This window comes from Cellulomonas sp. NPDC058312, assembly GCF_042880135.1.
In the GTDB taxonomy this organism is placed as follows: domain Bacteria; phylum Actinomycetota; class Actinomycetes; order Actinomycetales; family Cellulomonadaceae; genus Cellulomonas.
On record NZ_JBHVZE010000001.1, the window covers coordinates 13,625 to 37,327 of the forward strand.

At 75.4% G+C, this 23,703-nt stretch carries 20 protein-coding genes; 16 read left to right on the top strand and 4 right to left on the bottom strand.

The genetic code is table 11. The features are described 5' to 3' along the window. Positions 1-201 precede the first annotated feature (201 nt). The gene (locus tag ACFVXN_RS00090; RefSeq protein WP_389225373.1) at positions 202-1,743 is read right to left on the bottom strand and encodes a HEAT repeat domain-containing protein; all 1,542 of its coding nucleotides are present in this window, start codon (positions 1,741-1,743) and stop codon (positions 202-204) included. A gap of 81 nt (positions 1,744-1,824) precedes the next feature. On the opposite strand from ACFVXN_RS00090, the gene ACFVXN_RS00095 reads away from it, so the two are divergent. The 6 genes from ACFVXN_RS00095 (at position 1,825) to ACFVXN_RS00120 (ending at position 8,604) form a co-directional block, all read left to right on the top strand. Continuing rightward, entirely contained in the window at positions 1,825-2,259 is a 435-nt protein-coding gene (locus ACFVXN_RS00095; RefSeq protein WP_389225376.1) for a hypothetical protein, read from the top strand. A gap of 597 nt (positions 2,260-2,856) precedes the next feature. Then, a complete protein-coding gene (locus ACFVXN_RS00100) occupies positions 2,857-4,914 on the top strand; it encodes a DEAD/DEAH box helicase (RefSeq protein WP_389225378.1) in 2,058 nt (685 codons plus the stop codon). A 140-nt stretch (positions 4,915-5,054) separates the two neighbouring features. Further along, positions 5,055-5,801, top strand: a complete 747-nt coding sequence (locus ACFVXN_RS00105; protein ID WP_389225381.1) for a DinB family protein — start codon at positions 5,055-5,057, stop codon at positions 5,799-5,801. 26 nt (positions 5,802-5,827) lie between these two features. Further along, positions 5,828-7,420, top strand: a complete 1,593-nt coding sequence (locus tag ACFVXN_RS00110; RefSeq protein WP_389225384.1) for a hypothetical protein — start codon at positions 5,828-5,830, stop codon at positions 7,418-7,420. Between the two features lie 67 nt (positions 7,421-7,487). Next, complete coding sequence (locus ACFVXN_RS00115) at positions 7,488-7,640, top strand: hypothetical protein (RefSeq protein ID WP_389225387.1); 153 nt, start codon at positions 7,488-7,490, stop codon at positions 7,638-7,640. 142 nt (positions 7,641-7,782) lie between these two features. After that, entirely contained in the window at positions 7,783-8,604 is an 822-nt protein-coding gene (locus ACFVXN_RS00120; RefSeq protein ID WP_389225390.1) for a hypothetical protein, read from the top strand. 10 nt (positions 8,605-8,614) lie between these two features. Here the strand turns inward: ACFVXN_RS00120 and ACFVXN_RS00125 are convergent, their stop codons facing one another. The 3 genes from ACFVXN_RS00125 to ACFVXN_RS00135 form a co-directional block, all read right to left on the bottom strand. Next, a complete protein-coding gene (locus ACFVXN_RS00125; RefSeq protein ID WP_389225393.1) occupies positions 8,615-9,715 on the bottom strand; it encodes a substrate-binding domain-containing protein in 1,101 nt (366 codons plus the stop codon). A gap of 510 nt (positions 9,716-10,225) precedes the next feature. After that, positions 10,226-11,296 (bottom strand): substrate-binding domain-containing protein, encoded by a 1,071-nt coding sequence (locus tag ACFVXN_RS00130; protein WP_389225396.1) that lies wholly within the window; start codon positions 11,294-11,296, stop codon positions 10,226-10,228. Continuing rightward, positions 11,293-13,218 (bottom strand): heparinase II/III family protein, encoded by a 1,926-nt coding sequence (locus tag ACFVXN_RS00135; RefSeq protein ID WP_389225399.1) that lies wholly within the window; start codon positions 13,216-13,218, stop codon positions 11,293-11,295. Before ACFVXN_RS00135 ends, ACFVXN_RS00130 begins: the two co-directional genes overlap by 4 nt. Positions 13,219-13,399: 181 nt before the next feature. Between ACFVXN_RS00135 and ACFVXN_RS00140 the strand changes: the two genes are divergently transcribed. The 10 genes from ACFVXN_RS00140 (at position 13,400) to ACFVXN_RS00185 (ending at position 23,691) form a co-directional block, all read left to right on the top strand. Continuing rightward, positions 13,400-15,310 carry a DUF2264 domain-containing protein gene (locus tag ACFVXN_RS00140; protein WP_389225402.1) on the top strand — a complete coding sequence of 637 codons (1,911 nt, stop codon included), beginning with the start codon at positions 13,400-13,402 and terminating at the stop codon, positions 15,308-15,310. Positions 15,311-15,391: 81 nt separating this feature from the next. Then, the gene (locus ACFVXN_RS00145) at positions 15,392-16,702 is read left to right on the top strand and encodes an extracellular solute-binding protein (protein ID WP_389225405.1); all 1,311 of its coding nucleotides are present in this window, start codon (positions 15,392-15,394) and stop codon (positions 16,700-16,702) included. Further along, complete coding sequence (locus ACFVXN_RS00150; protein ID WP_389225408.1) at positions 16,699-17,628, top strand: carbohydrate ABC transporter permease; 930 nt, start codon at positions 16,699-16,701, stop codon at positions 17,626-17,628. The genes ACFVXN_RS00145 and ACFVXN_RS00150 overlap by 4 nt, the downstream gene beginning before the upstream one ends. Continuing rightward, entirely contained in the window at positions 17,628-18,524 is an 897-nt protein-coding gene (locus ACFVXN_RS00155) for a carbohydrate ABC transporter permease (protein ID WP_389225411.1), read from the top strand. Before ACFVXN_RS00150 ends, ACFVXN_RS00155 begins: the two co-directional genes overlap by 1 nt. Before the next feature lie 5 nt (positions 18,525-18,529). Continuing rightward, on the top strand, positions 18,530-19,186 hold the full coding sequence (locus ACFVXN_RS00160) for a ferredoxin-NADPH reductase (RefSeq protein WP_389225413.1): 657 nt from the start codon (positions 18,530-18,532) through the stop codon (positions 19,184-19,186). Between the two features lie 37 nt (positions 19,187-19,223). Further along, entirely contained in the window at positions 19,224-20,432 is a 1,209-nt protein-coding gene (locus ACFVXN_RS00165; protein WP_389225416.1) for a glycoside hydrolase family 88 protein, read from the top strand. Beyond that, complete coding sequence (locus ACFVXN_RS00170) at positions 20,432-21,292, top strand: fumarylacetoacetate hydrolase family protein (RefSeq protein ID WP_389225419.1); 861 nt, start codon at positions 20,432-20,434, stop codon at positions 21,290-21,292. The genes ACFVXN_RS00165 and ACFVXN_RS00170 overlap by 1 nt, the downstream gene beginning before the upstream one ends. A gap of 12 nt (positions 21,293-21,304) precedes the next feature. Beyond that, a complete protein-coding gene (kduI, locus tag ACFVXN_RS00175; RefSeq protein ID WP_389225422.1) occupies positions 21,305-22,123 on the top strand; it encodes a 5-dehydro-4-deoxy-D-glucuronate isomerase in 819 nt (272 codons plus the stop codon). Next, the gene (gene kduD / locus ACFVXN_RS00180; RefSeq protein ID WP_389225425.1) at positions 22,120-22,893 is read left to right on the top strand and encodes a 2-dehydro-3-deoxy-D-gluconate 5-dehydrogenase KduD; all 774 of its coding nucleotides are present in this window, start codon (positions 22,120-22,122) and stop codon (positions 22,891-22,893) included. The genes kduI and kduD overlap by 4 nt, the downstream gene beginning before the upstream one ends. A 234-nt stretch (positions 22,894-23,127) precedes the next feature. Beyond that, positions 23,128-23,691, top strand: coding sequence for a hypothetical protein (locus ACFVXN_RS00185; protein ID WP_389225428.1), 564 nt, complete (start codon positions 23,128-23,130; stop codon positions 23,689-23,691). The last annotated feature ends 12 nt before the right edge of the window (positions 23,692-23,703 follow it).

Here is a 23,703-nt window from a genome sequence, read left to right on the forward strand (position 1 = left end):
GCCAGAACCTCATTGCAGGCGGCCCGATCTCGTCCCGAATTTGTGATGGGCGACGGGTGTGAGTAGTTCGAATCTGCCCAGCCGCACAGCGACGGAAGCCCAGGCGGTACGGGCCAGCCCCGCGGTGGGGTTCGCGTCGATCCTGCCGTTCGTCGGTCACCGGATGGTCCGCTGCTGCCCCGGACGTGGACAGGAGCGGCGTCACCCGCCGCGCACGAGGCGCAGCCACCCCCGCCCGCGTCCGGCGGGCGACCCGGCAGACACCTCGCCGCCCCCGGGCGCCCCGTCCTGGTCCACCACGTCGACGCCGGCGTGGAACGCCACCGACCGACGCGTTGGCCCGTCGAGGCCCGCCCGGTCGAGCAGTGCCGCGATCCGCGCCCGCTGGTCGTCCGCGAGCGGTGCCCACGTCCGTGCGGCGCTCACCTCGAGCCAGGTGCTGATCCCGAAGCGCCCGAGCGTGGCCAGCGCCTGGTCGGGGTCAGCCGCGGCGCGCAGGTCTGCCTCGACGCGGTGCCAGCCGCCCGGCGCGCGGTGCACGCGCCACCCGGAGCGCCGGCTCCACACCTGGTCGGACGCCCATGCCGGTTCCGCCGTCGCCGGTGGGGCGCCGAGCCGGGCGAGTGCGCGTGCCGCGGCGGAGCAGATGCGCGTGCTCGGGTCGAGGAGCATCGGCGCCAGGCGCTCGGCGGCGTCGTCGTGCGCAGCGCGGGCGTGGACGGCGGTCACGGCCGCGGCACGCACCCGCGGGCTCGGGTGGCGGAGCCTGGCGACGGCTGCGCGGAGGTCGGCCTCGTTCCCCGTCAGGGCCAGACCGTCCAGGCACGCGGCGGCCATCCGGGGCGACGTGTGCTCGTCCAGCCGACGGCGGTAGTGGTCCGCGACGTCCCAGCCGCGGAGTCGTGCGCGCGACCGGGCCACCTCGCGGACACGGGGCGCCGGGTCGACCAGCGCGACGCGCAGCGCGTCGTCGCCCAGGTCGCGGTCGGGCACGCGGTCGAGGGCGATCAGGCGAGCCTCGACCGACCTGGCACCGAGCAAGCCGGTGAGCACCCCGGGCTCGTCGCGCTCGGACAGCCACTGCGCGCAGCGAGCCTGGAGCCACTGGTCAGGATCGGCCAGGGCGGCGGACAGGAGCACGCCGGTGGTGAGCAGACCCCGGTCGTGCCCCACGTGGAACGCCCACCGTCGGACGCGTCGCCGCCCGGACGCCAGCAGCTCCGGCAGCAGCGCGGGGTCGGTGTCGACAACGGCCACCTCGACCCTCGTCAACGCGTCTGCGGCGTGCTGCCGGTCGGCTCCCGCCAGCAGGACGTCGAGGAGCGCCTCCGCGTCCTCAAGCCGTCGGGGATGCGGCAGCGCCTCCCACGCGCGTGCCCGGACCTCGGGGACGTGGTCGAGCAGCCGCACCGCCAGGGCAGGGACCGCGACGGCGCGTGGGGCGGTGGCGAGGACGTGCACGGCGCGCTCCCGCACCCTGCCGTCCACGTGGAGGCTCGCGACGGCGGCGACGAACCCCGACGGCTCGTTGAGTGCCGCCCGCATCCACCTGCCGTTGCGGCTCACGGGTGCGCTGCCGTCGGGGTGGCGAGCGGTCCGGGCCGCCTGGTCGAGGACGAGCCACGCCGCGCCGTCGAGCCCGGCAAGGGACTCGACACCGGCTTCCCACGCCGCGGCGTCGTCCCGGGAAGCGGCCGCAGCGAGTCCCTGCGCGAGCGCCCGCGCGGCGCAGTGGCTGATCACGGGCTGATCCTGTCAGCAGAAGACCGACCTGTGCGGCCACGCGTCTCGGCTGCGAAGCCCTCGCGGTGCCACACTGCCCGCGTGGTCAACGTCCTGGGTCTCGCCGTCACCGAGTCGTGCGGCGTCTCGGCGCTCGTCCCGACGGTCGACGGCGTGCGGCTCCTCGACAGCGTGGCGGCCTTCGAGGAGAGCCAGGGCTTCACACCCGCCGGGGCGTACGCGGGTCTCGTCCCCGCCCACCTCCGGTGCGGTGACCTGGTCGACTACTACCGCGGCATCGAGCGGGCGCAGGTGCCCGAGGGTGGTCACGTCTGGCTTCTCGGGTGCGACTGCGGTGAGGTGAGCTGCTGGCCGCTGGAGGCCGAGGTGACGCTCACCGAGCAGTCGGTCCGGTGGTCCGGGTTCACCCAGCCGTACCGCCCCGCGTGGTCGTACTCCGGGTTCGGCCCGTTCGTGTTCGACCGGCGGCAGTACGAGCACGCGGTCTCGGAAGCCGCGGCGGCGCTCGGCGCCTGAGCCCGCGGCCCGCACCGGCCACCCCGGCCGCGTCCCGACACCGCACGCACCCCCGCGCGCGATAGGCTCAGCGCTGTCCGGCGGGCGGGCGGTCGTGATGATCGGCCGCGGACCGCCGGGAGCAGGCATGGGCAGCCCGGCGGATCGCCGGAGGCGCCAGGGGGTCGCCGTCGTGGCGGCGCCCGCGTCCGGGCGTGGCGCGCACCTCGGCGGGGTGGGTCCCTCGCGTGGGCGGGTCGCGCGCGGCTCTTCGCTGTGGTCGTGGGACTGGTGGCCGGGAGGTCGCCCAGGCGCGGTGGAGCACGACCGCGGCGCCGGGTCCGTCCCGAGGTCGCCGACGGGGCTCGACGAGCCCGCCGGCCCGGTCGTCGGCGGCTGCGGCGGGCCCACCCGTGTCGCAGGAGCGGCGCGGACGCAGGTGAAGGAGGAGATGTGGCACGAGCAGGTGGACGCCGTTCCGGGCGCGCACGCACCGACGGCGGTGCGGGGCCGAGCTCCGGGGGCGGTGCCCAGCGCAGCCGTGCCGCACGTCCCGCTGCCGGTGGCGGCGGTCAGCGTCGCCGGTCGCCACGGCGGTCCGAGCAGGGGCTGATCCCGGTGCTCGCCCAGGCCGCCAGCGAGGTGGAGCGCGCGGTCCAGCGCCCGCCGATCAAGGCGTCGATGAAGACGATGTTCCAGGTCGTGGCGCTGCTGGTCCGCGAGGAGCGCGCGCGGGTGCAGGCCGACGCCTCGCTGTCGCAGGCGAAGCGGACCGAGGAGGGCAAGCGGCTCGACGGCGTCGCGACGATGCTGGCGAAGATCGCCGCCCGGGAGCCGTCGCTGCTGCAGCTGCTCGCCGAGGACGCGAAGGTCTCCGACGCCGGGCGCGCCCTGAAGGCGACGCTGCTGCGCGAGGCCGGCATCGAGCCCCCCGAGGAGCCGGAGCCCGAGGAGACCGTCGAGGTCGCTCCCGTGGTCGAGCACCGGGTGGTCCCGCAGTCCGTGATCGCGCGGCAGCGCGCGAACCCGTTCCTCGCCCCCGACTTCGAGGCCGCGGCCGAGCGGGCGACGCCGAAGGGTGGCCGGCTGGCCGGCTGGGAGCTGCTGGAGCCGCTGTTCCGGTCGTTCGAGAAGGCCGCGACCGGCAAGCCCGCCTGCATGGAGCTGCCGGAGCCGCGCTTCGTGACGGCGCCGCGGGGCCGGGAGCTGATGCCGCACCAGGCCCGGCTCGTCGCCGCGGCCGCCGCGGGGCACCGCACGTTCCTGCTCGCCGACGAGCCGGGGCTCGGCAAGACCGCGCAGGCGCTGCTCGCCGCCGAGGCCGCGGGCGCGTACCCGCTGCTGGTCGTCACGCCGAACGTCGTCAAGACGAACTGGGCGCACGAGGTCGGGCTGTGGACGCCGCAGCGGCGCGTCACCGTGGTGCACGGCGACGGGGACCGCGTGGACGGGTTCGCCGACGTGGTGGTCGTCAACTACGAGCTGCTGGACCGGCACGTCGGCTGGCTGGGCGACCTGGGCTTCCGCGGGATGGTCGTCGACGAGGCGCACTTCATCAAGAACAAGGGCTCGCAGCGGTCCCAGCACGTCCTGGCGCTGTCGGAGCGGATCCGCTCCCGCACGGCGCGGCCGCTGCTGATGGCGCTGACGGGCACGCCGCTGATCAACGACATCGAGGACTTCCGGGCGATCTGGCAGCTGCTCGGCTGGATCGACGACAAGAAGCCGCTCGGCACGCTGATGACGGCGCTCGAGGCGACCGGCCTCAACCCGGCGGACCCGGGGTTCTCCGCCGCGGCGCGGTCCGCGGTGATCGACATGGGGATCGTGCGCCGCCGCAAGGCCGACGTGGTCGCGGACATCCCGGCCCGCCGGGTCGCGGACCTGCCGGTCGAGCTCGACGGCGCCGCCGGCCGCTCGATCCGCGCCGCGGAGGCCGCGCTCACCGAGCGGCTGGTCGGCCGGTACCGGGCTGCCGTGGAGGCCCGCGGCGGCGACGCGTCCGACGGCCTGGACCTCGAGCTCGCGCGCCGGGTCGCGGCCGCCGAGCTCAAGGACACGACCTCCAAGAAGACCGGCGAGAACGTCTTCACGATGGTCCGCAAGATCGGCCAGGCGAAGGCAGGTCTGGCCGCGGACTACACCGCGCAGCTGGCCCGCAACGTCGGCAAGGTCGTGTTCTTCGCGAAGCACGTGGACGTGATGGACGAGGCCGAGCGCGTCTTCGCGGACCGCGGCATCAAGTTCGCCTCGATCCGGGGCGACCAGACCACCCGGGTGCGCAACAAGAACGTCACCGCGTTCGTCGAGGACCCCGAGGTGCAGGTGGTCGTCTGCTCGCTGACCGCCGCCGGCGTCGGGCTGAACCTGCAGGTCGCGTCCAACCTGGTGCTCGCCGAGCTGTCCTGGACCTACGCCGAGCAGACGCAGGCCATCGACCGGATCCACCGGATCGGGCAGTCCGAGCCGGTCACCGCGTGGCGGGTCATCGCCGCGCAGACCGTCGACGCGCGGATCGCCGGGCTCATCGACAGCAAGTCGGGCCTCGCCGCCCGCGCGCTGGACGGGGCCGGGGACGAGGACGTGGACGCGTCGGCGGACGTGCAGGCCGAGGCGCTGGTCGGGATGCTCGTGGACGCGTTCGGCGGCGCGGGGGCCGGCGCGGCGGGGGTGTGAGGCGGCGGGGACGCGGCGCCTCCTGGCCTTCAGCGCCGCGCCTCGTTGGTGGAGGCTAGGCGCACAGCCTTCACCAAGACGGGTTCTTGTCGAAGACTAGGCCGCACGACGCCACTCCGCCGCGACACGAGGAGACCGCGATGACGCGCTTCACCGGTGACCAGCTGCACGCCGCCGAGGTCGTGGACGCCGACATCCGCGGCGCCCGGTTCGTCCGCGCCGACCTGTCGGGGACCGTGCTGCGCGGCGTGCAGGTCGACGGCGTGGACCTGGACGCCCCGTGGCTGCCCGGCCCCGAGGAGCCGTTCCTGGTGAACGGCGTCGACGTGGCGCCGTACGTCGACGCCGAGCTGGACCGCCGGTTCCCCGGACGGTCGCTGCGCCGGGCGACCGACCCCGAGGGCCTGCGCGAGGCGTGGGCGGCGGTGGAGCGGACCTGGGCGGCGACCATGGACCGGGTCGCGGCGATGCCGCCCGGCACGGCCGACGTGCAGGTGGCGGGGGAGTGGTCGTTCGCGCAGACCCTCCGGCACCTGGTGATGGCGACCGACGTGTGGCTGCGGCGCGCGGTCCTGGGCGTCGAGCAGCCGTTCCACCCGATCGGGCAGCCGAACGCCGAGTACGCGGCCGACGGGAACGACCCCGCCGTGTTCAGCACGCCGGACCCGACGTGGGAGCAGGTGCTGGAGGTCCGGGCCGGGCGGGTCGCGATGGTGCGGGAGCACCTGGCGACGGTCACCGCCGAGGGCCTGGCGGTCGTGCGCGCGAACCCCTGGGCGCCGCAGTACCCGGAGACCACGCTGAGCTGCCTGCACACGATCCTCGAGGAGGAGTGGGAGCACCACCGGTACGCGGTGCGCGACCTGGACGTGATCGCGGCGGGCTGAGCCGCGGCGCCCGGTACCGTCGCGGCGTGACGTCGACCTCCGCGCCCGCTGCCGCCGACCCCGCCCCACCCCTGCGGCGCCGGACGCCGGGGACCGTGTACGTCGCGGCCGCGCTCGCGCTGGGGCTGGCGGCCGTCGGGGCCCTGGTCCTCGCGAACGGCCTGCACCAACCCGGGCTGGTGCTCGTCGGGTCGTTCCTGGTGCTGCTCGGCCTGGCGGTGCTGACCGACGTGGTCGTCACCGCCCGGCAGCGCGCGGGCACGGCCTGGGTCGGCCCGGTGCTGGCCGGGCGGCGCGACGTGCTGCCCGCCACGGTGCTCGTCGAGCACCCCGTGTCCGCGTGGATCGTCGGCGCGCTGGTCGCCCCCGTCGGGGTCCTGCTGACCGGGTGGGGAGTGCTCGTGCTCGTGCTGGAGGCGGACGGCGTCGGGCGGGTGGTCGGCGGCGCGCTGGTGGTCGCGGCGGGGCTCGGGGTGCTCTGGCTCGCGGTGGTGCTGGCCCGTAGGGAACGGGTCGAGGGCATCTGGCTGACGTCCCTCGACCTCACGGTCCGGGACCGGCGCGGCGTGCGCCGCGTCGCGTGGACCGACGTCGTCGCCGTCACCGGCCCGACCCCACCCGGCGCCACGGTCCAGGTGTGGGCGAGGCGCCCGGAGCTGGTCGACGTCCGCCCCGAGCCCCGCGCGGACGACGACCGCCGGATCACCATCGAGACCACCGGCTACGCGCTCGACGCCGACGCCACCGCCCGCGTCCTGCGGCACTACACGCGTCCCGGCGCGGCGCGCGAGCTCGAGCAGCCCGTCACCCTGGCGACCCTGCGGTTGCGCGCGACCCAGGAGGCGCAGGCCGAGCACCGACCCGCGCCCTCGCCGCACGGCCCGCCCCCCGGCACCCGCCCGGTCGACCCGGCCGACCCCCGCGCGGCGCTCGCGGACATCCGCGTCGCCGCCCAGGACATGGGGGCGGTCGAGGGCATGGAGTTCGCGGTCGAGGGGTTCCCCACCATGCTCAGCAGCGAGCACATCGCCCTGGGTCGACAGGGCCGGTTCTTCGAGATCCGGTACTCGGACATGGGCCGCAGCCGGACGGTCACCCGCGTCGCGGACGTCGAGGACGCCCGCCGGGCGTTCCTGCACGAGGTGGCGGACCTCGCGGCGAGCCGCGGGCACGGGCCGCTGCTCGACGTGCGACCGACCCGGTTCGACACCCCCGGTTTGACCGATCAGGACCGGGTGGACGCCTTCACGGCGGAGCTGGACGACCGCCGCGCCCGCGAGGACGACCCGGACGCGGAGCTGTACCCGCACGGCTGGGCGCAGGCCAGGGCCGTCAGTGCCGCCGTCGTCGCGCACCTCGGGCACGCCGGGTCGCCGGAATCCCAGGCGCGCCGGGCCGCCACGCTCGCCACGCTGGCCGCCCACGGCCTGCCGGCGTCCGCGCACGCCTGGGTGGAGCAGCTGGTCGCCGAGGCCGTCGACCTCCCGGCGAACCGGACGACGCCCGACCTCGCCGTGCTCGGCCGGGAGATCGAGGCGGCGATGCTGCTCCGGCACCCGGGGCTGACCGAGGAGGCGGCGCGCGCGCTCGCGCACCACGCGACGTACCAGTGGCGGTGACCCGGCGCGCGTATCTGCCCGCGCCGCTCTACCGTCGCCGTACACCGATCACCGAGGAGGCGACCACATGGGGTTCCTGGGCAAGGCGATGAAGAGCGGGATCGCGCTGCAGGCGGTCCGGATCGCCCAGCGCGAGATGGCGAAGCCGGAGAACCAGCGCCGCGCGAAGGAGCTGTTCCAGAAGGTGACGAAGCGCGGCGGGTCCTCGGGTCACCGCTGACGGACGACGCACGACGCGAGCCACCCCGGTCCCGACCGGGGTGGCTCGCCCTGCGTCCGGGATCGGGGCGTCGGCGCCGGCACGCCAGGGGTCACCGCGGGCATGAGTGCCGGTCCCGGACGCGGCGGGTACGGTGCCGGGCGTGACCCCACCCCCGTCGGACCCCGTCGAGGCGCTCTGGCGCGCGAACCGGAGGGCGCGCCGCCGCGAGCTCCCGACGATCGTCGGACTGGTGGCGTTCGGGCTGCTCGTGGCGGTCGCCGGGCGGGACGAGGCGGGCCCGGTCGGCCTCGGGGTGTGGATCGTCGGCGTGGGAGTCCTGATGCTCGCCGGCCGGGTGCTCCGCGACCGGGAGGTCCGGGGTGCCGGACCGCGCGGCCGGTTCTCGACCCGTGCGCTCGACGGCGAGCCGGCGACCGTGCTGCACCAGCACCCCCTGCGGTGGCTCCTCGGACCGGCACTGAGCACCTGGACGACCGCGGCGTTCGTCGCGCTGGTCCTGGGCGCCACGTCCGGGTCCGCGGCGGACGCCCGGCTCGGCGCGGGGGTGCTGCTCGCGGCGGTGCTGGTCCCGGTCGCGCTCGTCGTCGGCGGCCAGGTGCGCCGCACCCTGCGGGCCGGGGTCTGGCTGACCCCCGGTGCCCTGGTCGTGCGGGAGCGCGACGTGACCAGCCGGGTGCCGTGGGCGGAGGTCCGGCGGGTCGTCGAGCTCGACGGGCGCGCGGCACCGGTGCTCGTGCTCGCTGGGGACGAGGCCGCGGTGTCGGTCGTGGCCCGTCGGCGGAGGGACGCCCGGTTCCGCGCGATGTACGGCGGCGTCCTCGTCCCGGCCGGCGCCCTTCCGCTGGACACCCCCGCCCTGGCGGCGCTGCTGCGGGCCTGCGCAGAGCCCGGTGGAGCCGCCGCGCTGGGGACGGACGCGGGCCTGGCGGTCGTGCGCGGGGCGCGGCACGCGGGACGCTGAGGCCGCGCGGTCAGGTCGCGGGCGGTGCCGTCGAGTCGCGGACGACCAGGCTCGGGCTCACGACCACGCGGTGCACGGGCCGGTCCGGGTCGGCCAGCCGCGCCACCGCCAGGTCGACGGCCGCCCGACCGACCCACGCGCGCGGCGGTCGCACCGCGGTCAGCGCCGGGCTGAACAGGCCCGCGACCTCGTCGTCGTAGGCGACCACCGACAGCGCGCCCGGCACGGGGACGCCGCGGTCCTCGCAGTGCTGCACGACCGCCATCGCCTCGGGGTCCGAGTGCACGACCAGGGCGGTCGTCCCGGTGCGCAGCGCGGCGTCGACGACCTCCTCCATCCGGTCCTGCCAGTCCGGGGACCGGCGGTCCGGCAGGTCGACGTCGACCGCGTCCGACGCGTCCAGCCCGCAGGCCGCGACCGCCCGCGCCCAGCCCGCGCGCAGGTCCGGGGTGTGCGGGCTGTGGCTGCTCAGCGCGATGCCGACCCGGCGGTGACCCAGGTCCGCGAGGTGCCGGACCGCGGCCTCGGCGCCGAGCGCGTGGTCGGTGACGACCGACTCCAGCGCGGCGTGACCGTCGCCCGCGCGGGCGGTGCGCTCGACCAGCACCACCGGCACGTCGAGCCCCGCGAGCCAGTCGAGGACGTCCCCGGCGTGCGGGCTGTCCAGCGCGGGCGCGACCAGCAGCGCCGCGGCGCCGTCCCCGGCGCGCAGCAGCCGCTCGAGCTGCGGGCGCTCGTCCTCGGTGTCGTACGACGAGCCCCGCAGCCGGACCCGCAGCCCGCTCGCCGCGGCACGCTCCTCGGCGCCGCGGGCGACACCGGGCCAGTAGTAGTCGAGCGACGGGACGAGCATCCCGATCGTGCCGCCGGGCGCGTCCGGGACGGGATGCGCCTCGACCGCGGGCTCGGTGCCGGCGAGGGTCGCGCCGCCGTGCACCCGCTGCGCCAGCCCCTCGGCGACGAGCTGCGCGATGTCGCGCCGCACGGTGACCGGGGTGACGTCGAGCTCCGTCGCCAGGTCCGACACCCGTACGGTGCCGAGCCGGTGCAGCGCGTCGAGCACCTGCGCGCGCCTGCTCACGGCCAGGTGCCGGGTGGTCCCGTCGGTCACGCGCCGTCCCCCGTCCGGGTCCGCTGGTCCTGGGCCGCCCCGGCCCGGACCCGACCCTAGCGGTGCCGGGGGCACCCCCACGGCCCCCACGCCACGCACCCACCGCGCCCCCACCCCCACCCCGCCCCCACCCCGGACCGGCCACGAGAGGTCACGACACGCGGACCCGGGTGCGCCCGCACCAGCGTGTCGTGACCTCTCGCCGAGGTGGCACTCCCTGCCTGCGCGGGCGCGGGGGTGTGCAGGCGGGGATTGCGATCTCGACGCAGAGGGGCGTGCGGTGGCGAGGCGACCTCCGGTGTCCGGGTCCCTCCGTCCCGGAGATCGGACGAGAGGTCACGACACGCGGACCCGGGTGCGCGCGCACCAGCGTGTCGTGACCTCTCGCCGAGGCGGCGGCTCGCGCGTGGGTGGCGGCGCGGGGGGTGCAAGTGGGCGGCGCTGGCGTGCGCGGGGCGGCGCGGGCGTGCGCGGAGGCGCGCCGGACGGCGCGGGTGCGTGAGGCGGGGGTCAGCGCGGGGCGGCGGTGCTGTCGCGGATGCGGAGGCTCGGGGTGATCTGGACGCGGTGGGTCGGGCGGTCGGGGTCGGCGAGGCGGGCGGTGAGCAGTGCGACCGCCGCGCGGCCGAGGGCGTGCCGGTGCGGGCGGACGGCGGTGAGCGGCGGGCTGAACAGGCCGGCGACCTCGTCGTCGTAGGCGACCAGCGACAGGTCCCGCGGGACGTCGACGCCGTGCTGCTCGAACGCCTGGACCAGCGCGACCGCGGTGGCGTCGGCGTGCACGAGCAGCGCCGTGGTCCCGGTGGCGCGGCACTGCGCGACGATCCCCGCGACGGCGTCGTCCCAGCCCGGGCGGCCGGGGTCGGGGGTCGCGACGTCGACGGTGCGGGTGACGTCGGCGGTCGCGTCGAGCCAGCCGCGGCGCAGGTTCGGGCCGGTGGGGCTGTGCGCGCTGACCACGAGGCCGAGCCGCCGGTGCCCGAGCCCGACGAGGTGCCGGACCGCGGCCTCGGCGCCCTCGGCGTGGTCGGAGTGGACCGTGTCGAACGCGGCGGTGGGCGCGGCGCGCTCGGCGAGCACCGTCGGCACGCCGGTCGACGCGAGCCACGCCAGGGTCGCGGCGGCGGTGGGGGTGTCGGTGCGGGGTGCGACGACCAGGCCGCCGGACCCGACGAGGTCGACCAGGCGCTCCAGCTGGGGGCGGTCGTCGTCGCTCTCGTAGGAGCTGCCGCGCAGCACGACGCCGAGCCCGTGGGTGCGGGCCGCCGCCTCGACACCGCGGGCGACGCCGGGCCAGTAGTAGTCGAGGGACGGCACGAGCATCCCGACGGTCGACCCCCGGGGTGCGCCGTCGGCGGCGGCCGCGTCGTCCGCGGCCCCGGTCAGCAGCGTCACCCCGCCGTGCACCCGCCGGACGAGGCCCTCGGCCGCGAGCTGCGCGATGTCCCGGCGGACGGTGACGGCGGTGACGCCGAGGGCCTCGGTGAGCTCGGAGACGCGCGCGGACCCGGTGCGCTGCAGGACGTCGAGCACCTGCGCGCGCCGGTCGACGGCCAGGGGTCCGGGGGCCTCGGCGGTCACGCGACCTCCTCGAACGTGACCTCGACGGTCCCGGCGGCGGCCGGCGCCAGCGTGAGGGTGAGCCGGGTCAGCGCGTCGCCCCAGACGTCGGACAGCATCGGGTCGTCGAGCGTGCGCACCTCCAGCTCGGCGCCGGTGACGTCCCCGGACCAGCGGACCCGCACCGTCCCGGCGCCGTCCAGCGCGGCCACGAGCAGCCCGCCGGCGTCCTCGACCCCGGCGTCCTCGACCACGGTGCCGGCGAGCAGCACCCGCACCCGCGAGACGCGATCGCCCCCGCCGTCCCACGCGTCCCGGACGGTGACCACCCCCGACGCCCCCGCCCCCCGCGCCAGCCGCGCGGACCGCCGCCACGACCGCACCCCGGACCCGGGGTAGGCGTCCGCGAGCTCCATCTCGAGCCCGCTGCCGGCGTCGGCGACGTCCGCCCGCACGTCCCGTGCCGCCGCGGACCGCAGCGCGGGCTGCCCGACGCCGGCGACCTCGGGGACGTTGTGCCACGCGGACTGCATCGTCCAGATCGCGTACCGGTCGTCGGAGAAGGTCTGCCGCGTGTAGGTGGGTCGGCCGGCGTCGACCGCGACGGGCACCCCGCCGAGCGCGACGACGAACGAGCCGACGTCGTTGTGGTTGTGGTGCTCGTCGTCGTGCCCGCCCTTGGCGGCGAGGGTCAGCCCGTCGGCGGACCCGGCGGACCCGCGGGCCACCAGCACCTCGACCGACGGCAGCCACACGTCCCGCGGCAGGGGTGACGACCCGGGCTCCGCGGCGCCCCAGACCGGGTCGGTCAGCGCCCGGACCAGCAGCCCGAGCCCGTGGTCGACGTCCGCGACCGGCCCGCCCGGGACGCGGTGCGCGGCGGCGTGCGCCTGCGCGTCGACGTCGCCGTACGTGCGGGCGTACCGGTGCAGCGCGGCCCAGGGCTGCGCGACCGGGGGTCTCGCCTGGCCGTCGGCGACGTTGAGGTACCAGGGCCCGCCGAGGTGCACCCGGTGCGGGAACGCGACCGTGGCGGCCAGTGCCGGGACCCCGGTGGCGTCCAGCGCACCGCCTGTGGCGTGCCGCAGCAGGTCCAGCGCCTCGAGCGCCCGCGCCGCGCCGTTCCACCAGTACGCGTAGCCTTCGTCGATCGCCCCGTCGGCGGGCAGCACCGCGACGTACCGGTCGAGCCCTTCGACGACCCGGGCCACGAGGCGTGCGCGCCGGGCGGGGTCGTCGACCAGGGCGAGCGTCGCGACCAGCACGTTGCCGTGGATCCACGGGTTCCAGTTGTGCACGTCGCCGTCGAGCCCGAGCCAGTGCCAGTCGGGGACCTCCTCGAAGGGCCGCAGCACCCGGGTGCCGACCTCGTGCCGGATGCGTTCGCGCAGGCCGGGCCACCGCTCGTCGAGCCGGTCGCCGAGCAGGTGGTCCAGCCAGGCGAGCCGCCCAGCGACCTCCCCGGCGCCGAGGTCGAGGAACGGCCGGGTCACGTCGGGCAGGACGCCGGGGCTGGTGCGGTCGTGCGCGGGCCAGCACCAGGACGACTGCTCGCAGTGCAGCAGCGCCCCGTCGGCGACCTCGTCCAGGCGCGCGTCGCTCGGGTCGGCGGCGGCGAGCACGACGGCCCGGGTCAGCCGGTGCTGCCGGGCGAACACCCGCTGCTCGTGGTCGTCGCGGTCGCCGTCGCGGTGGATCCGGGCGAAGGACGTCGCGGTGGTCGCGGGCCAGGGGGTGCCGGCCTCGGCGTCGCCGGGGCCGCGCAGCGCGGCGACCGTGGCGGGGTCGACGGCTGCCCAGGTGCCGCGGTCGTCGGCGGGCGGCACGGGCAGCGCCGACCCCGGCGGCAGGAGCGTCGCGGACAGCCGGTCGGCGAGCGCGGCATCACCCCAGGCGGCGGCCAGCGGGCCGGTGAACCGTCCCGCGTCGTCTGTCGTCCCCATGTCTCCCCATCGAGCCGTCGGGTCGCGCCGGGAGCCCTGGTCAGGGCCTCGATCGCATCTGTTGTGATCGTATCAGTTCGGTTACGCCCTTGACATGATCGTTTCTGAACGATTCACTCGGTCCCGTTCGGATCGATCGTGACCCGGACCACACCACGAGCCTTCGACGGAGAAGACCACCGTGACCACCAGCATCCCCGCCCCGAGCGACCACCGGGCATCGCACAGCGCCCGGACCAGCAGCGCCCGGACCCGGCAGGACTGGCTGGCGCTCGCGGACCGGCTCCTCGACGGCGCCCGCCCCTACGCCTCCCCGGGGCGCGCGCGGATCACCCCGCCCGGACCGGCCGGCGGGTACGGGCGCGACGTCGACGGCCTCGAGGGGTTCGCCCGCACGTTCCTGCTCGCCGGGTTCCGGCTGGCGGGGGAGCGCGGCGCCGACCCCACGCACCTCGCGCAGTGGTACGCCGAGGGCCTGGCCGCCGGCACCGACCCGCACGCCCCCGACCGCTGGGTGCGGCTCGAGGAGCACCCGCAGGCCAAGGTCGAGGCCGCGTCGATCGCCCTGGTGCTGGACCTGACGCGCCCGTGGATCTGGGACCGGCTGAGCCCGCGCGTGCAGGAGCAGGTCGTCGACTACCTCGCGCCCGCGGTCGGCGACGACACCTACCCGCGGATCAACTGGGTGTGGTTCCGCACCGTCGTCCAGACCTTCCTGCGCTCGGTCGGCGGCCCCTGGTCGGCGGACGACGTCGCCGCGGACCTCGCGACGCACGACACGTTCGCCCGCCCGGACGGCTGGATGTCCGACGGCGCCGAGCGGTCCTACGACCACTACGTCGGCTGGGCGCTGCACCTGTACCCGGTGCTCTGGGCGCGGATGGCCGGCGCCGAGGGCCTGCGCCCCGAGGCCGCGCGCCGCGCCGACGTCGCGCACCTCGACCGCTACCTGACCGACGCCGTGCACCTGGTCGGCGCCGACGGGTCGCCGCTGCTCCAGGGCCGCAGCCTCGTCTACCGGTTCGCCGCGGCGGCCCCGTTCTGGGTCGGCGCGATGGCCGAGGTGCCGTCGGTGTCCCCGGGCCTGCTGCGCCGCGCCGCGTCCGGGGTCGTCGGGCACTTCACCGACGCGGGCGCCCCCGACGACCGCGGGCTGCTGACCCTCGGCTGGCACGACGCCTGGCCCCGGCTCGCGCAGTCCTACTCCGGCCCGGGCTCGCCGTACTGGGCCAGCAAGGGGCTGCTCGGCCTCGCGCTGCCCGCCGACCACCCGGTGTGGACCGCCCCCGAGGAGCCGCTCCCGGTCGAGCAGGCCGACACGCTGCGCGCCGTCCGCGCCCCCGGCTGGCTCGTCGCCGGCACCCGCGCCGACGGCATCGTCCGCGTCGTCAACCACGGGACCGACCACGCCCTGCCCGGCAGCACCGCCGGCGACTCGCCGCTGTACGCGCGGATCGGCTACTCGACCGCGACCGCCCCGCTGCTGGACGACGCCGCGTGGACCGACCCGCTGGACGGGTCGGTCGTGCTGCTGGACGCCGCCGGGCGGGCGAGCCACCGGACCGGCTTCGACGTCGTGGGCGAGCCGCGGACCGCGGACGGCGTCGGTGTCGCGGCGTCCCGGGCCCGCGCGCACTGGCTGACCCCCGCGGCGAGCCAGGAGCAGCACGGCTCCGGTCTCGCGGGCGCCGCGTCGCCCGCCGGGACGCTGTTCGTCGTCTCGCTGGTCCGGGGCCCGTGGGAGCTGCGCCTGGTCCGGGTCGAGGACGCCGTGCCCGCGGCGGTGCGGCTGCGGGTCGGCGGCTGGCCGGTGACCGGCGCGCTGGTGTCCGCGGTCGACGTCCTGCGCGGCGGCCCGGCGACCTCCGGCGTCGACCGCCGCACCGACGCGGGACCGCTCGGCGACCCCGTGCACGTCCCGTGGGCCGAGGTCGCCGTCGACCCCGGCACCTGGGTCGCGGCGCTGGTCACCCTCGCGGGCACGCCCGTCCCGTCGACCGCCACCCTCGCGGTCGACGCCGCCACCGCCACCAGCACCGCCGCCGTGACCTGGCCCGACGGCCTCGTCACCCGCACCGACCTGCCCGACTGAGCACCTCCCGGCCCGCCACCGGCGCGCCGGCCACCCCCGCGGGACCCAGAGCCGGGCCCCGGACCCCCTGAAGGAGCAACGATGCAGCGTTCGACGACGACCGCTCTCAGCCTGGCCGCCGCGGCCGCGCTCGCCCTGTCCGCGTGCGGCAGCGGCGGGTCGGGCGGGGGTGGCGACCAGACGGCCGACGGCCCCGTGACCCTCACGCTCGCCGGCTGGAGCCTGGCGAGCACCCCGGAGTTCCAGACGCTCGCCGACGGGTTCCACGAGGAGCACCCGGACGTCACGGTCGAGGTGCTGGAGTACGACGCGACCAACTACGACACCCAGATGGTCGCGGACCTGTCCGCGGGTTCGGCCCCGGACCTGTACGTCCAGAAGAACCTGAAGAACTTCATCACGTACCAGGCCGGCGGCCAGCTGCTCGACGTGTCGGACGTCGCCGAGGGCCTGGACGACGACGTCAACGGCGTCGGCGCGTACGAGGTCGACGGCAAGACCTGGGCGATCCCGTACCGGCAGGACTCCTGGGTCCTCTACTACAACCAGGACCTGTTCGACGCGGCCGGGGTCGAGTACCCCGACGGGTCCTGGACCTGGGACGACTACGACGCCGCGGCCGAGCACCTGACCGCCGCGCTCGGTGACCAGGGCGCGAAGGGGACCTACCAGCACTCGTGGCAGTCGACGGTCCAGGGCTTCGCGCTCGCGCAGACCGAGGGCGCCGACCTGCTGAGCGGCGACTACTCCTACCTGGAGCCGTTCTACGAGCGGGCGCTGGCCCTGCAGGACGCGGGCGCGCAGGAGTCGCTGGGCACCGTGACCACGAACTCGCTGACCTACCAGTCGCAGTTCGGCACCCAGAAGGCCGCGATGATGCCGATGGGCTCCTGGTACGTCGCGACGCTGATCGCCCAGCAGGCCAGCGGCGAGGCCGACGACTTCGCGTGGAGCTTCGCCCCGGCCCCGCAGCTCGACGACAGCACCACGGGCCTGGACAGCACGCCCGTGACGTTCGCCGACCCGACCGGCATCGGCATCAACCCGGCCATCGACGAGGACAAGATCCAGGCCGCGAAGGACTTCCTCGCGTACGCCGCCGGTGAGGCCGGCTCGACCGCGCTGACCGCCATCGGCATCACCCCGGCGACCGTGAACGACGCCGTCACCGACGCGTACTTCTCCCTGGAGGGCGTCCCGACGGACGACCTGGCGAAGTTCGCGTTCAGCACCCACGACGTGCACCCGGAGAACCCGGCGAACGCGTCGACCGCCGCGATCCAGAACATCCTCAACGACGCGCACACGGCGATCCTGTCCGGCAGCACGTCGGTCCGCGACGGCCTCGAGGAGGCCGGGAAGCGCGCCGCCTCCGAGGCGGGCGTGCAGTGACGTCGACGACCCCCGAGGTCGCCCGTCGGCCGGGGCGCACCGAGCGCCCCGGCCGGCGGCTGGCCCGCCGGAACGCGCTGATCGGCTGGAGCTTCATCCTGCCGAACTTCGTCGGGTTCGGCGTGCTCACCCTCATCCCGGTGATCGCGCTGTTCTACCTGGCCTTCACCAGCTGGAACGCCTTCGGCACCGCGCCGTGGGTCGGGCTGGACAACTTCACGCGGATGATCGGCGACTCGTCCTTCTACACGTCGCTGACGAACACGCTGTACTACACGGCGCTGCACATCCCGCTCACGCTCGGCGCCGCCCTCGGGCTCGCCCTGCTGCTGAACAAGAAGCTGCGCGGCGTCGCGTTCTTCCGCACCGCGGCGTTCTTCCCGTACATCACGTCGATCGTCGCGATCGCCGTCGTCTGGAACATGCTGTTCAGCCCCGAGTACGGGCCGATCAACCAGCTGCTCACCGCCGTCGGGGTGGACAACCCGCCCGGGTGGACCACGTCGTCCGACTGGTCGATGCCCGCCGTCATCATCGTCGGCACCTGGCGCGAGATGGGCTACTACATGCTGCTGTTCCTCGCGGGGCTGCAGACCATCCCGCCGGAGCTCTACGAGGCCGCCCGGATGGACGGCGCCGGCCCGTGGCAGCGGTTCCGGAACGTCACCCTGCCGAGCCTGCGGCCGACGACGTTCCTCGTCACCGTGCTGCTCACCATCGGCAGCTTCAAGGTGTTCGACCTGATCCTCGTGATGACCAACGGCGGCCCGGGCCAGTCGACGCTCGTGCTGTCGCAGTTCATCTACCAGAAGGGCTTCGTCGAGAACCAGTTCGGCTACGCGTCGGCGGTCTCGATCGTCCTGTTCCTGATCTGCATCGCCGTCACGGTCGTGCAGTTCCTCGTCAACAAGCGGAGGGACGCCTGATGGCCACCACCCTCGACGCCGCGCCCGTGCGTCCCGCCGGTGCGCCGGCCCCGCTGCGCACCCCGCCCCGGCGGCCCGTCGGCACCGTCGGCAAGGCGCTCGGGTACGTCACGCTGATCGTCTGCGCGGCCGCGATCCTGCTGCCGTTCTACTGGATGGTGATGTCGTCGCTGAAGACGAACAACACCGTCTTCACGGTGCCCATCCAGTGGGTGCCGGAGGTGTTCCAGTGGCACAACTACGTGGACATCTTCACGCGGTCCGACATGACCACCTGGCTGAAGAACACGATGATCCTGTCGGTCACCGTGACCGTGCTCCAGGTGCTCACCGGCAGCTTCGCGGCGTACGGGTTCGCCAAGACGCGGTTCCGCGGCCGGGACCTGCTGTTCCTCACGTACATCGGCACCATCGCCGTGCCGTGGCAGGCGTACATGATCCCGCAGTTCGTGCTGCTGTCGAAGATGGGGCTGACCAACAGCCTCCTGGCGATCATCGCGCTGCAGGCGTTCGGGGCGTTCGGCGTGTTCCTGATGAAGCAGTTCTACGAGACCGTCCCCGAGGAGCTCTCCGAGGCCGCCCGCATCGACGGCCTCACCGAGTACGGCATCTGGCGGCGGATCATGCTGCCGCTGTCCGTGCCCGCGCTGGCCTCGCTGACGCTGCTCACGTTCGTCAACACCTGGAACGACTACCTCGGGCCGCTGATCTACCTGCGCAGCCCCGACCTGTGGACGATCCAGCTGGGCCTGCGGACGTTCATCTCGCAGTACAACGCCGAGCACGCGCTCATCATGACGGGCTCCGTGCTGTCGGTGCTGCCGATCGCGATCATCTTCCTGCTCGGCCAGCGGTACTTCGTGCAGGGCATCGCGACGTCCGGGCTGAAGGGCTGAGGACGATGCGGCTGCGGATCTCCCACGACACCCTCGGCACCGTGCTCGGTGCCGTGCACCTGGGGCTGATGACCAACCTGCTGCTCGTCGTCGCGACGGCGCCGCTGATGGTCGTGCTGGTCGCGACCGACCTCACGCGGTCCTGGCCGCTGCTGGTGCTGCTCGCGCCCCTGGCGTTCCCGGCGCTGGTCGCCGCGGCGGCGGGGTTCGCGGACAGCACCGACGGCGTCGTCCGCACGTTCGCCCGGGCCTGGCGCCGGGCGCTCGGCAAGGGCCTGCTGCTCGGCGTGCTGGTCACCGCGGTGCTCGCGGTGCTGGTCGTCGACGTCCGGTACCTGTTCGGGCACACCGCCGGCGCGGTCGCGATCCCCGTGCTCGTGACCCTCGGCGTGCTGGTGGCCGTGACCGCGGTGCACGCCGTCGTCGGCCTGGCCGAGCAGCCCGCCGCCCGGCTGCGGGACCTGCTGCGCTGGTCCGCCTACCTCGGGGTGCGGCGCTGGTACCTCAGCGCGGTGTCCCTGGTGGTGCTCGCGCTGCTCGGCGGCGTCGTGCTCTCCCGCCCCGCGATCGGCCTCGGGCTCGCCGCCGCCCCGCTGCTCTACGCCGTGTGGGGCAACACCCGGTTCGCCCTGCGCCCGGCGTTCGAGCCCGTCGCCGCCTGACCCCCGCACACCCCCGACCTGCTCTGGAGACACCCCCATGACGACGACCGACGCCACGGCGTCCTCGACGCGCGCCGCAGCCGCCACCGCGCTGCGCACGGTCGACGCGAACATCGCGTCGTTCGGCACCCGCTACCCGGCCGACACCACCACCGACGACCGGTACCCGCTGCGCCCCGCCCGCGCCGACCTGCCCGACACCGCCCCCGGCGCGAACTACGGCTGGACGACGAGCTTCTGGCCCGGTCAGCTCTGGCTCGCCCACGAGCTCACCGGCGACGACCGCTACCGGGATGCCGCGCAGGCGCACGTCGCCTCGTACGCCCGGCGCGTGCACGGCGGGGTGGACCTCGACACGCACGACCTCGGGTTCCTCTACACGCTGTCCTGCGTCACCGCGTGGCGCCGGACCGGCTCGGTCGAGGCCCGGGACGCGGCGCTCGCCGCTGCGGACGCGCTGATGCTCCGGTTCCTCGAGCCCGCCGGGATCATCCAGGCGTGGGGCGACCTCGCCGACCCCGCGCAGCGCGGCCGCACGATCATCGACAGCCTGATGAACATGCCGCTGCTGCGCTGGGCGACCGCCGAGACCGGCGACCCCCGGTACGCGACCGCCGCCGACCGGCACACCGCGGCGCTGCGCGACCACATCCTGCGGGCCGACGACACGACGTTCCACACCTTCTACTGGGACGCCGTCACCGGGTCGCCGCTGCGCGGCGCGACGGAGCAGGGCTACTCCGACGGGTCCTGCTGGGCGCGCGGGCAGGCGTGGGGGATCTTCGGGTTCGCGCTCGCGGCCCGCGAGACGGGCGACGGCACGTTCCTCGACGCCGCGCTGCGGTGCGCCGACTACTTCCTCGCGCACCTGCCCGCCGACCACGTCGTCTACTGGGACCTGGTCCTCACCGACGGGTCCGGCGCGGCCCGGGACTCGTCGTCGGCGGCCATCGCGGCGTGCGGCCTCGACGAGCTCGCTCGGCTGCTGCCCGGCGACGTCGGTGACCGGTACCGCGCGGCGGCCGCGTCGATGATCGACTCCCTGGCCGCCGGGTACGCGCCCGCCGGTGGCGAGCCCGGCGACCCGCTGCTGCTGCACGGCGTCTACGACATGCCGAAGTCCGTCGGCGTCGACGAGGGCAACCTCTGGGGCGACTACTACTACCTGGAGGCGCTGACCCGGCGGCTCGTGCCGGGGTGGGAGTCTCCCTGGTGGGTGGCCCCGGCACCGGGCGCGGTGCGCTGATGCGGCTCGTGACGTTCGCCGGGCCCGGGGGTGCGCCGCGGCCGGGCGCGCTGGTCCCCGGCGGGGTGCTCGACCTGGTCGCTGCCGTCCCCGACGGCCCGGCGACGCTGGTCGAGGCCCTGGACGCCGGTCCGGAGGTCCGCGCGGCGGTCGCCGACCCCGACCCCGCGCACGTCCGGCCCCGGGAGGCCGTCCGGCTGCTGGCTCCCGTGCGCCCCGGCTCGCTGCTGTGCGTCGGGTACAACTACCGCGGCCACACCGCGCAGGACGACCCCGAGCACCCCGACGTGTTCGCCAAGGCGACGTCGGCGGTGGTCGGCCCCGAGGACGACGTGCTGCTGCCTCGGGCCGGCGCCGAGGTCGACTACGAGGCCGAGCTCGCGGTCGTCATCGGCCGCACCGCCCACGACGTCACCGAGGCCGACGCGCTCGCCCACGTCGGCGGCTACACGGTGCTGAACGACGTCAGCGCCCGCGACTGGCAGCGCCGCAGCAGCCAGTGGGTGCTGAGCAAGTCCTTCGACACGTTCGCCCCGCTCGGCCCGGCGGTCGTCACCCCCGACGAGGTCCCCGACCCCCAGGACCTCACCGTCGAGGCCCGCGTCAACGGCTCGCTCACGCTGAGTGGATCCACCCGGGACCAGGTGTTCGGGGTCGCCCGCCTCGTCTCCTACGTCAGCCAGGTCGTCACGCTCCGGCCCGGCGACGTCATCGCCACCGGCACCCCGCAGAAGCTCCCGCACGTCCTCGACCGCGGACCCCGCTGGCTCCGGCCCGGCGACGTCGTCGACATCACCGTCGGCGGCGTCGGCACCCTGCGCAGCCGGGTGTCCGCCCCCACGACCTCGTCCTCGCACTGAAGGAGAACCACCATGTCCGTCACCCGCCTCTGGAGCACCCACCCCGACGACGTCGGAGCCCTGTCCGGCCAGCAGCTCCGCGACCGGTTCGTGCTGTCCGGCCTGTTCACCCCCGGCACCGTCACCTGGGGCTACGCCCACGACGACCGGCTGCTGGTCGGTGGCGTCGCGCTCTCCGGTGAGTCCGTGGCCCTGACCGCGCCCGAGGAGATCGCCGCGGAGTTCCTGCTGGAGCGCCGGGAGCTCGGCGTCGTCGGCCTCGCCGGGTCCGTCACGGTCACCGCCGACGGCGACCGCTGGGAGGTCGGCCCGCAGGACGTCCTCTACCTGCCGCTGGGCACCCGCGACATCGTGCTCGACGGCACCGGCACCGTGTACCTGGTGTCGGCGCCGGCCCACCGCCGCACCGTCGCGGCGCTCGCGTCGCGCGACGGCGTCGAGGCCCTGGTGCTGGGCTCCGCGGAGCAGTCGAACCACCGCACGATCCGCAAGTACGTCCACGCCGACGGCATCGAGTCGAACCAGCTCGTCCTCGGCATCACGACCCTCGAGGCCGGTTCCGTCTGGAACACCATGCCGCCGCACGTCCACGACCGGCGCACGGAGATCTACCTGTACGACGGCCTCGGCTCCGACGTGGCCGTGCACCTCATGGGCCGGCCCGACCAGACCCGGCAGCTGCTGCTGCACGACCGCGACGTGGTGGTCTCGCCCCCGTGGTCGATCCACTGCGCGTCCGCGACCGGGGCGTACTCGTTCGTGTGGGCGATGGCCGGGGAGAACATCGACTACACCGACGTCGTGTCGGTCGACCCGGCGGACCTGCGGTGACCGGGGTGCTCGACCTGTTCCGGCTGGACGGGAAGGTCGCGGTGGTCACCGGCGGCGGCCGTGGCCTGGGCCGCGGCATCGCGACCGCCCTCGCCGAGGCGGGTGCCGACGTCGTCATCGTCGGCCAGAGCGTGTCCCCGGACGCGGTCGCCGCGATCGAGGCCACCGGCCGCCGGGCCTGGGACGTGCCGACGGACCTCCTCGCCGCGACGCCCGCGGACCTGACCGCGCTCGTCGCGACGATCGTGGGACTGGCCGGACGCATCGACATCCTCGTGAACAACGCCGGGATCATCCGCCGGCAGCCCGCCCTGGAGTTCTCCGTCGAGAACTGGGAGGACGTCATCGACCTCAACCTGTCGACGGTGTTCTACCTGACGCAGGCCGTCGCCCGCGTCCTCGTCGAGCAGGGCGACGGCGGGAAGATCATCAACATCGCGTCGATGCTGTCGTTCCAGGGCGGGAAGATCGTGCCCTCCTACACCGCCTCCAAGAGCGCCGTCGCCGGGCTGACGAAGGCCCTCGCCAGCGAGTGGGCGGGACTCGGCATCAACGTCAACGCCATCGCCCCCGGGTACTTCGCGACGGACAACACCGCGCAGCTGCGGGCGGACGAGGGGCGGTCGGCGGAGATCCTCGGGCGGATCCCTGCCGGGCGGTGGGGGACGCCCGAGGACCTGCGGGGGGCTGCCGTGTTCCTCGCGTCGCCCGCCGCCGCGTACGTGCACGGTTCCGTCCTGGCCGTCGACGGGGGGTGGCTCACCCGCTGACCTCCGCGCCCGACGGGCGGTGCCGTGCAGACGGGATCCGGCACCGCCCCGGGACCCGTCGTACCCGGCCGCACCGGCCGGAGCTCGACCCGGCAGGGATCGGACCCCGGTTCGACGTCGAACCGCGGGCCGTCACCCTGGGCGCATGACGGAGCGCCTACGGTGAGCGGCGTGCGCTTCCTCACGAGACCCTGGTCGGCCGGTCCGCGCGTCGGTGGCGCAGGCCGGACGGCAGTGCTCCTGCTGGTCGCGGTCATCGGGCTGTCGGGCTGTGCGACCGGTCCGAGCGAGGACGAGCGTGAAGCCGCGTCGGACCTGGCGTGGCGGACGTCGGTCGGGACGGCGGAGCAGGCGATCGGACGGCTGCCGGCGTTGTTCCCGGAGGTCGAGTTCACGCGGAACGACTTCCCGGAGGACTTCGACCACTGGGCGGACTGCTCGTCGTCGTCTCCGGGGAGTGCGACCGACCCGACGGCGATCCAGTGGTTGTCGTTGCGGCAGGTCCTGGTCGACCCGCCTCGGGAGACGGAGACCTTCGGGCGGGCTCTCGTCGAGGCCTACGTGGCGGAGGGGTGGACGCTCCCGGAGGAGCGGCCGGCGAGAGAGGACGACCCGAGCGTCGAGGTCGACCTCCGTCGCGACGGGTACGTGCTCACCGTCCTGTGGGTGACGACCCCGGATGCGGGCCTGGCGCCGCTCGTGCGTGTGTCGACGGTCTCGCCGTGCCTCGACGCGCCCGAGCGGATGGGCGACTGGCAGTGGCGGCCCGGCCCCACGGCACCGCCGGCCGCCGGCTGACCGCCGTTCGGG

What these genes read in the sequence shown, in the direction of transcription:
- ACFVXN_RS00115 (WP_389225387.1), top strand. Translation starts at nt 7,488, where the DNA reads ATGGGGTTCCTGGGCAAGGCGATGAAGAGCGGGATCGCGCTGCAGGCG.
- ACFVXN_RS00160 (WP_389225413.1), top strand. Translation starts at nt 18,530, where the DNA reads ATGCGGCTGCGGATCTCCCACGACACCCTCGGCACCGTGCTCGGTGCC.
- ACFVXN_RS00155 (WP_389225411.1), top strand. Translation starts at nt 17,628, where the DNA reads ATGGCCACCACCCTCGACGCCGCGCCCGTGCGTCCCGCCGGTGCGCCG.
- ACFVXN_RS00170 (WP_389225419.1), top strand. Translation starts at nt 20,432, where the DNA reads ATGCGGCTCGTGACGTTCGCCGGGCCCGGGGGTGCGCCGCGGCCGGGC.
- ACFVXN_RS00165 (WP_389225416.1), top strand. Translation starts at nt 19,224, where the DNA reads ATGACGACGACCGACGCCACGGCGTCCTCGACGCGCGCCGCAGCCGCC.
- ACFVXN_RS00145 (WP_389225405.1), top strand. Translation starts at nt 15,392, where the DNA reads ATGCAGCGTTCGACGACGACCGCTCTCAGCCTGGCCGCCGCGGCCGCG.
- kduI (WP_389225422.1), top strand. Translation starts at nt 21,305, where the DNA reads ATGTCCGTCACCCGCCTCTGGAGCACCCACCCCGACGACGTCGGAGCC.
- ACFVXN_RS00105 (WP_389225381.1), top strand. Translation starts at nt 5,055, where the DNA reads ATGACGCGCTTCACCGGTGACCAGCTGCACGCCGCCGAGGTCGTGGAC.
- ACFVXN_RS00135 (WP_389225399.1), bottom strand. Translation starts at nt 13,218, where the DNA reads ATGGGGACGACAGACGACGCGGGACGGTTCACCGGCCCGCTGGCCGCC.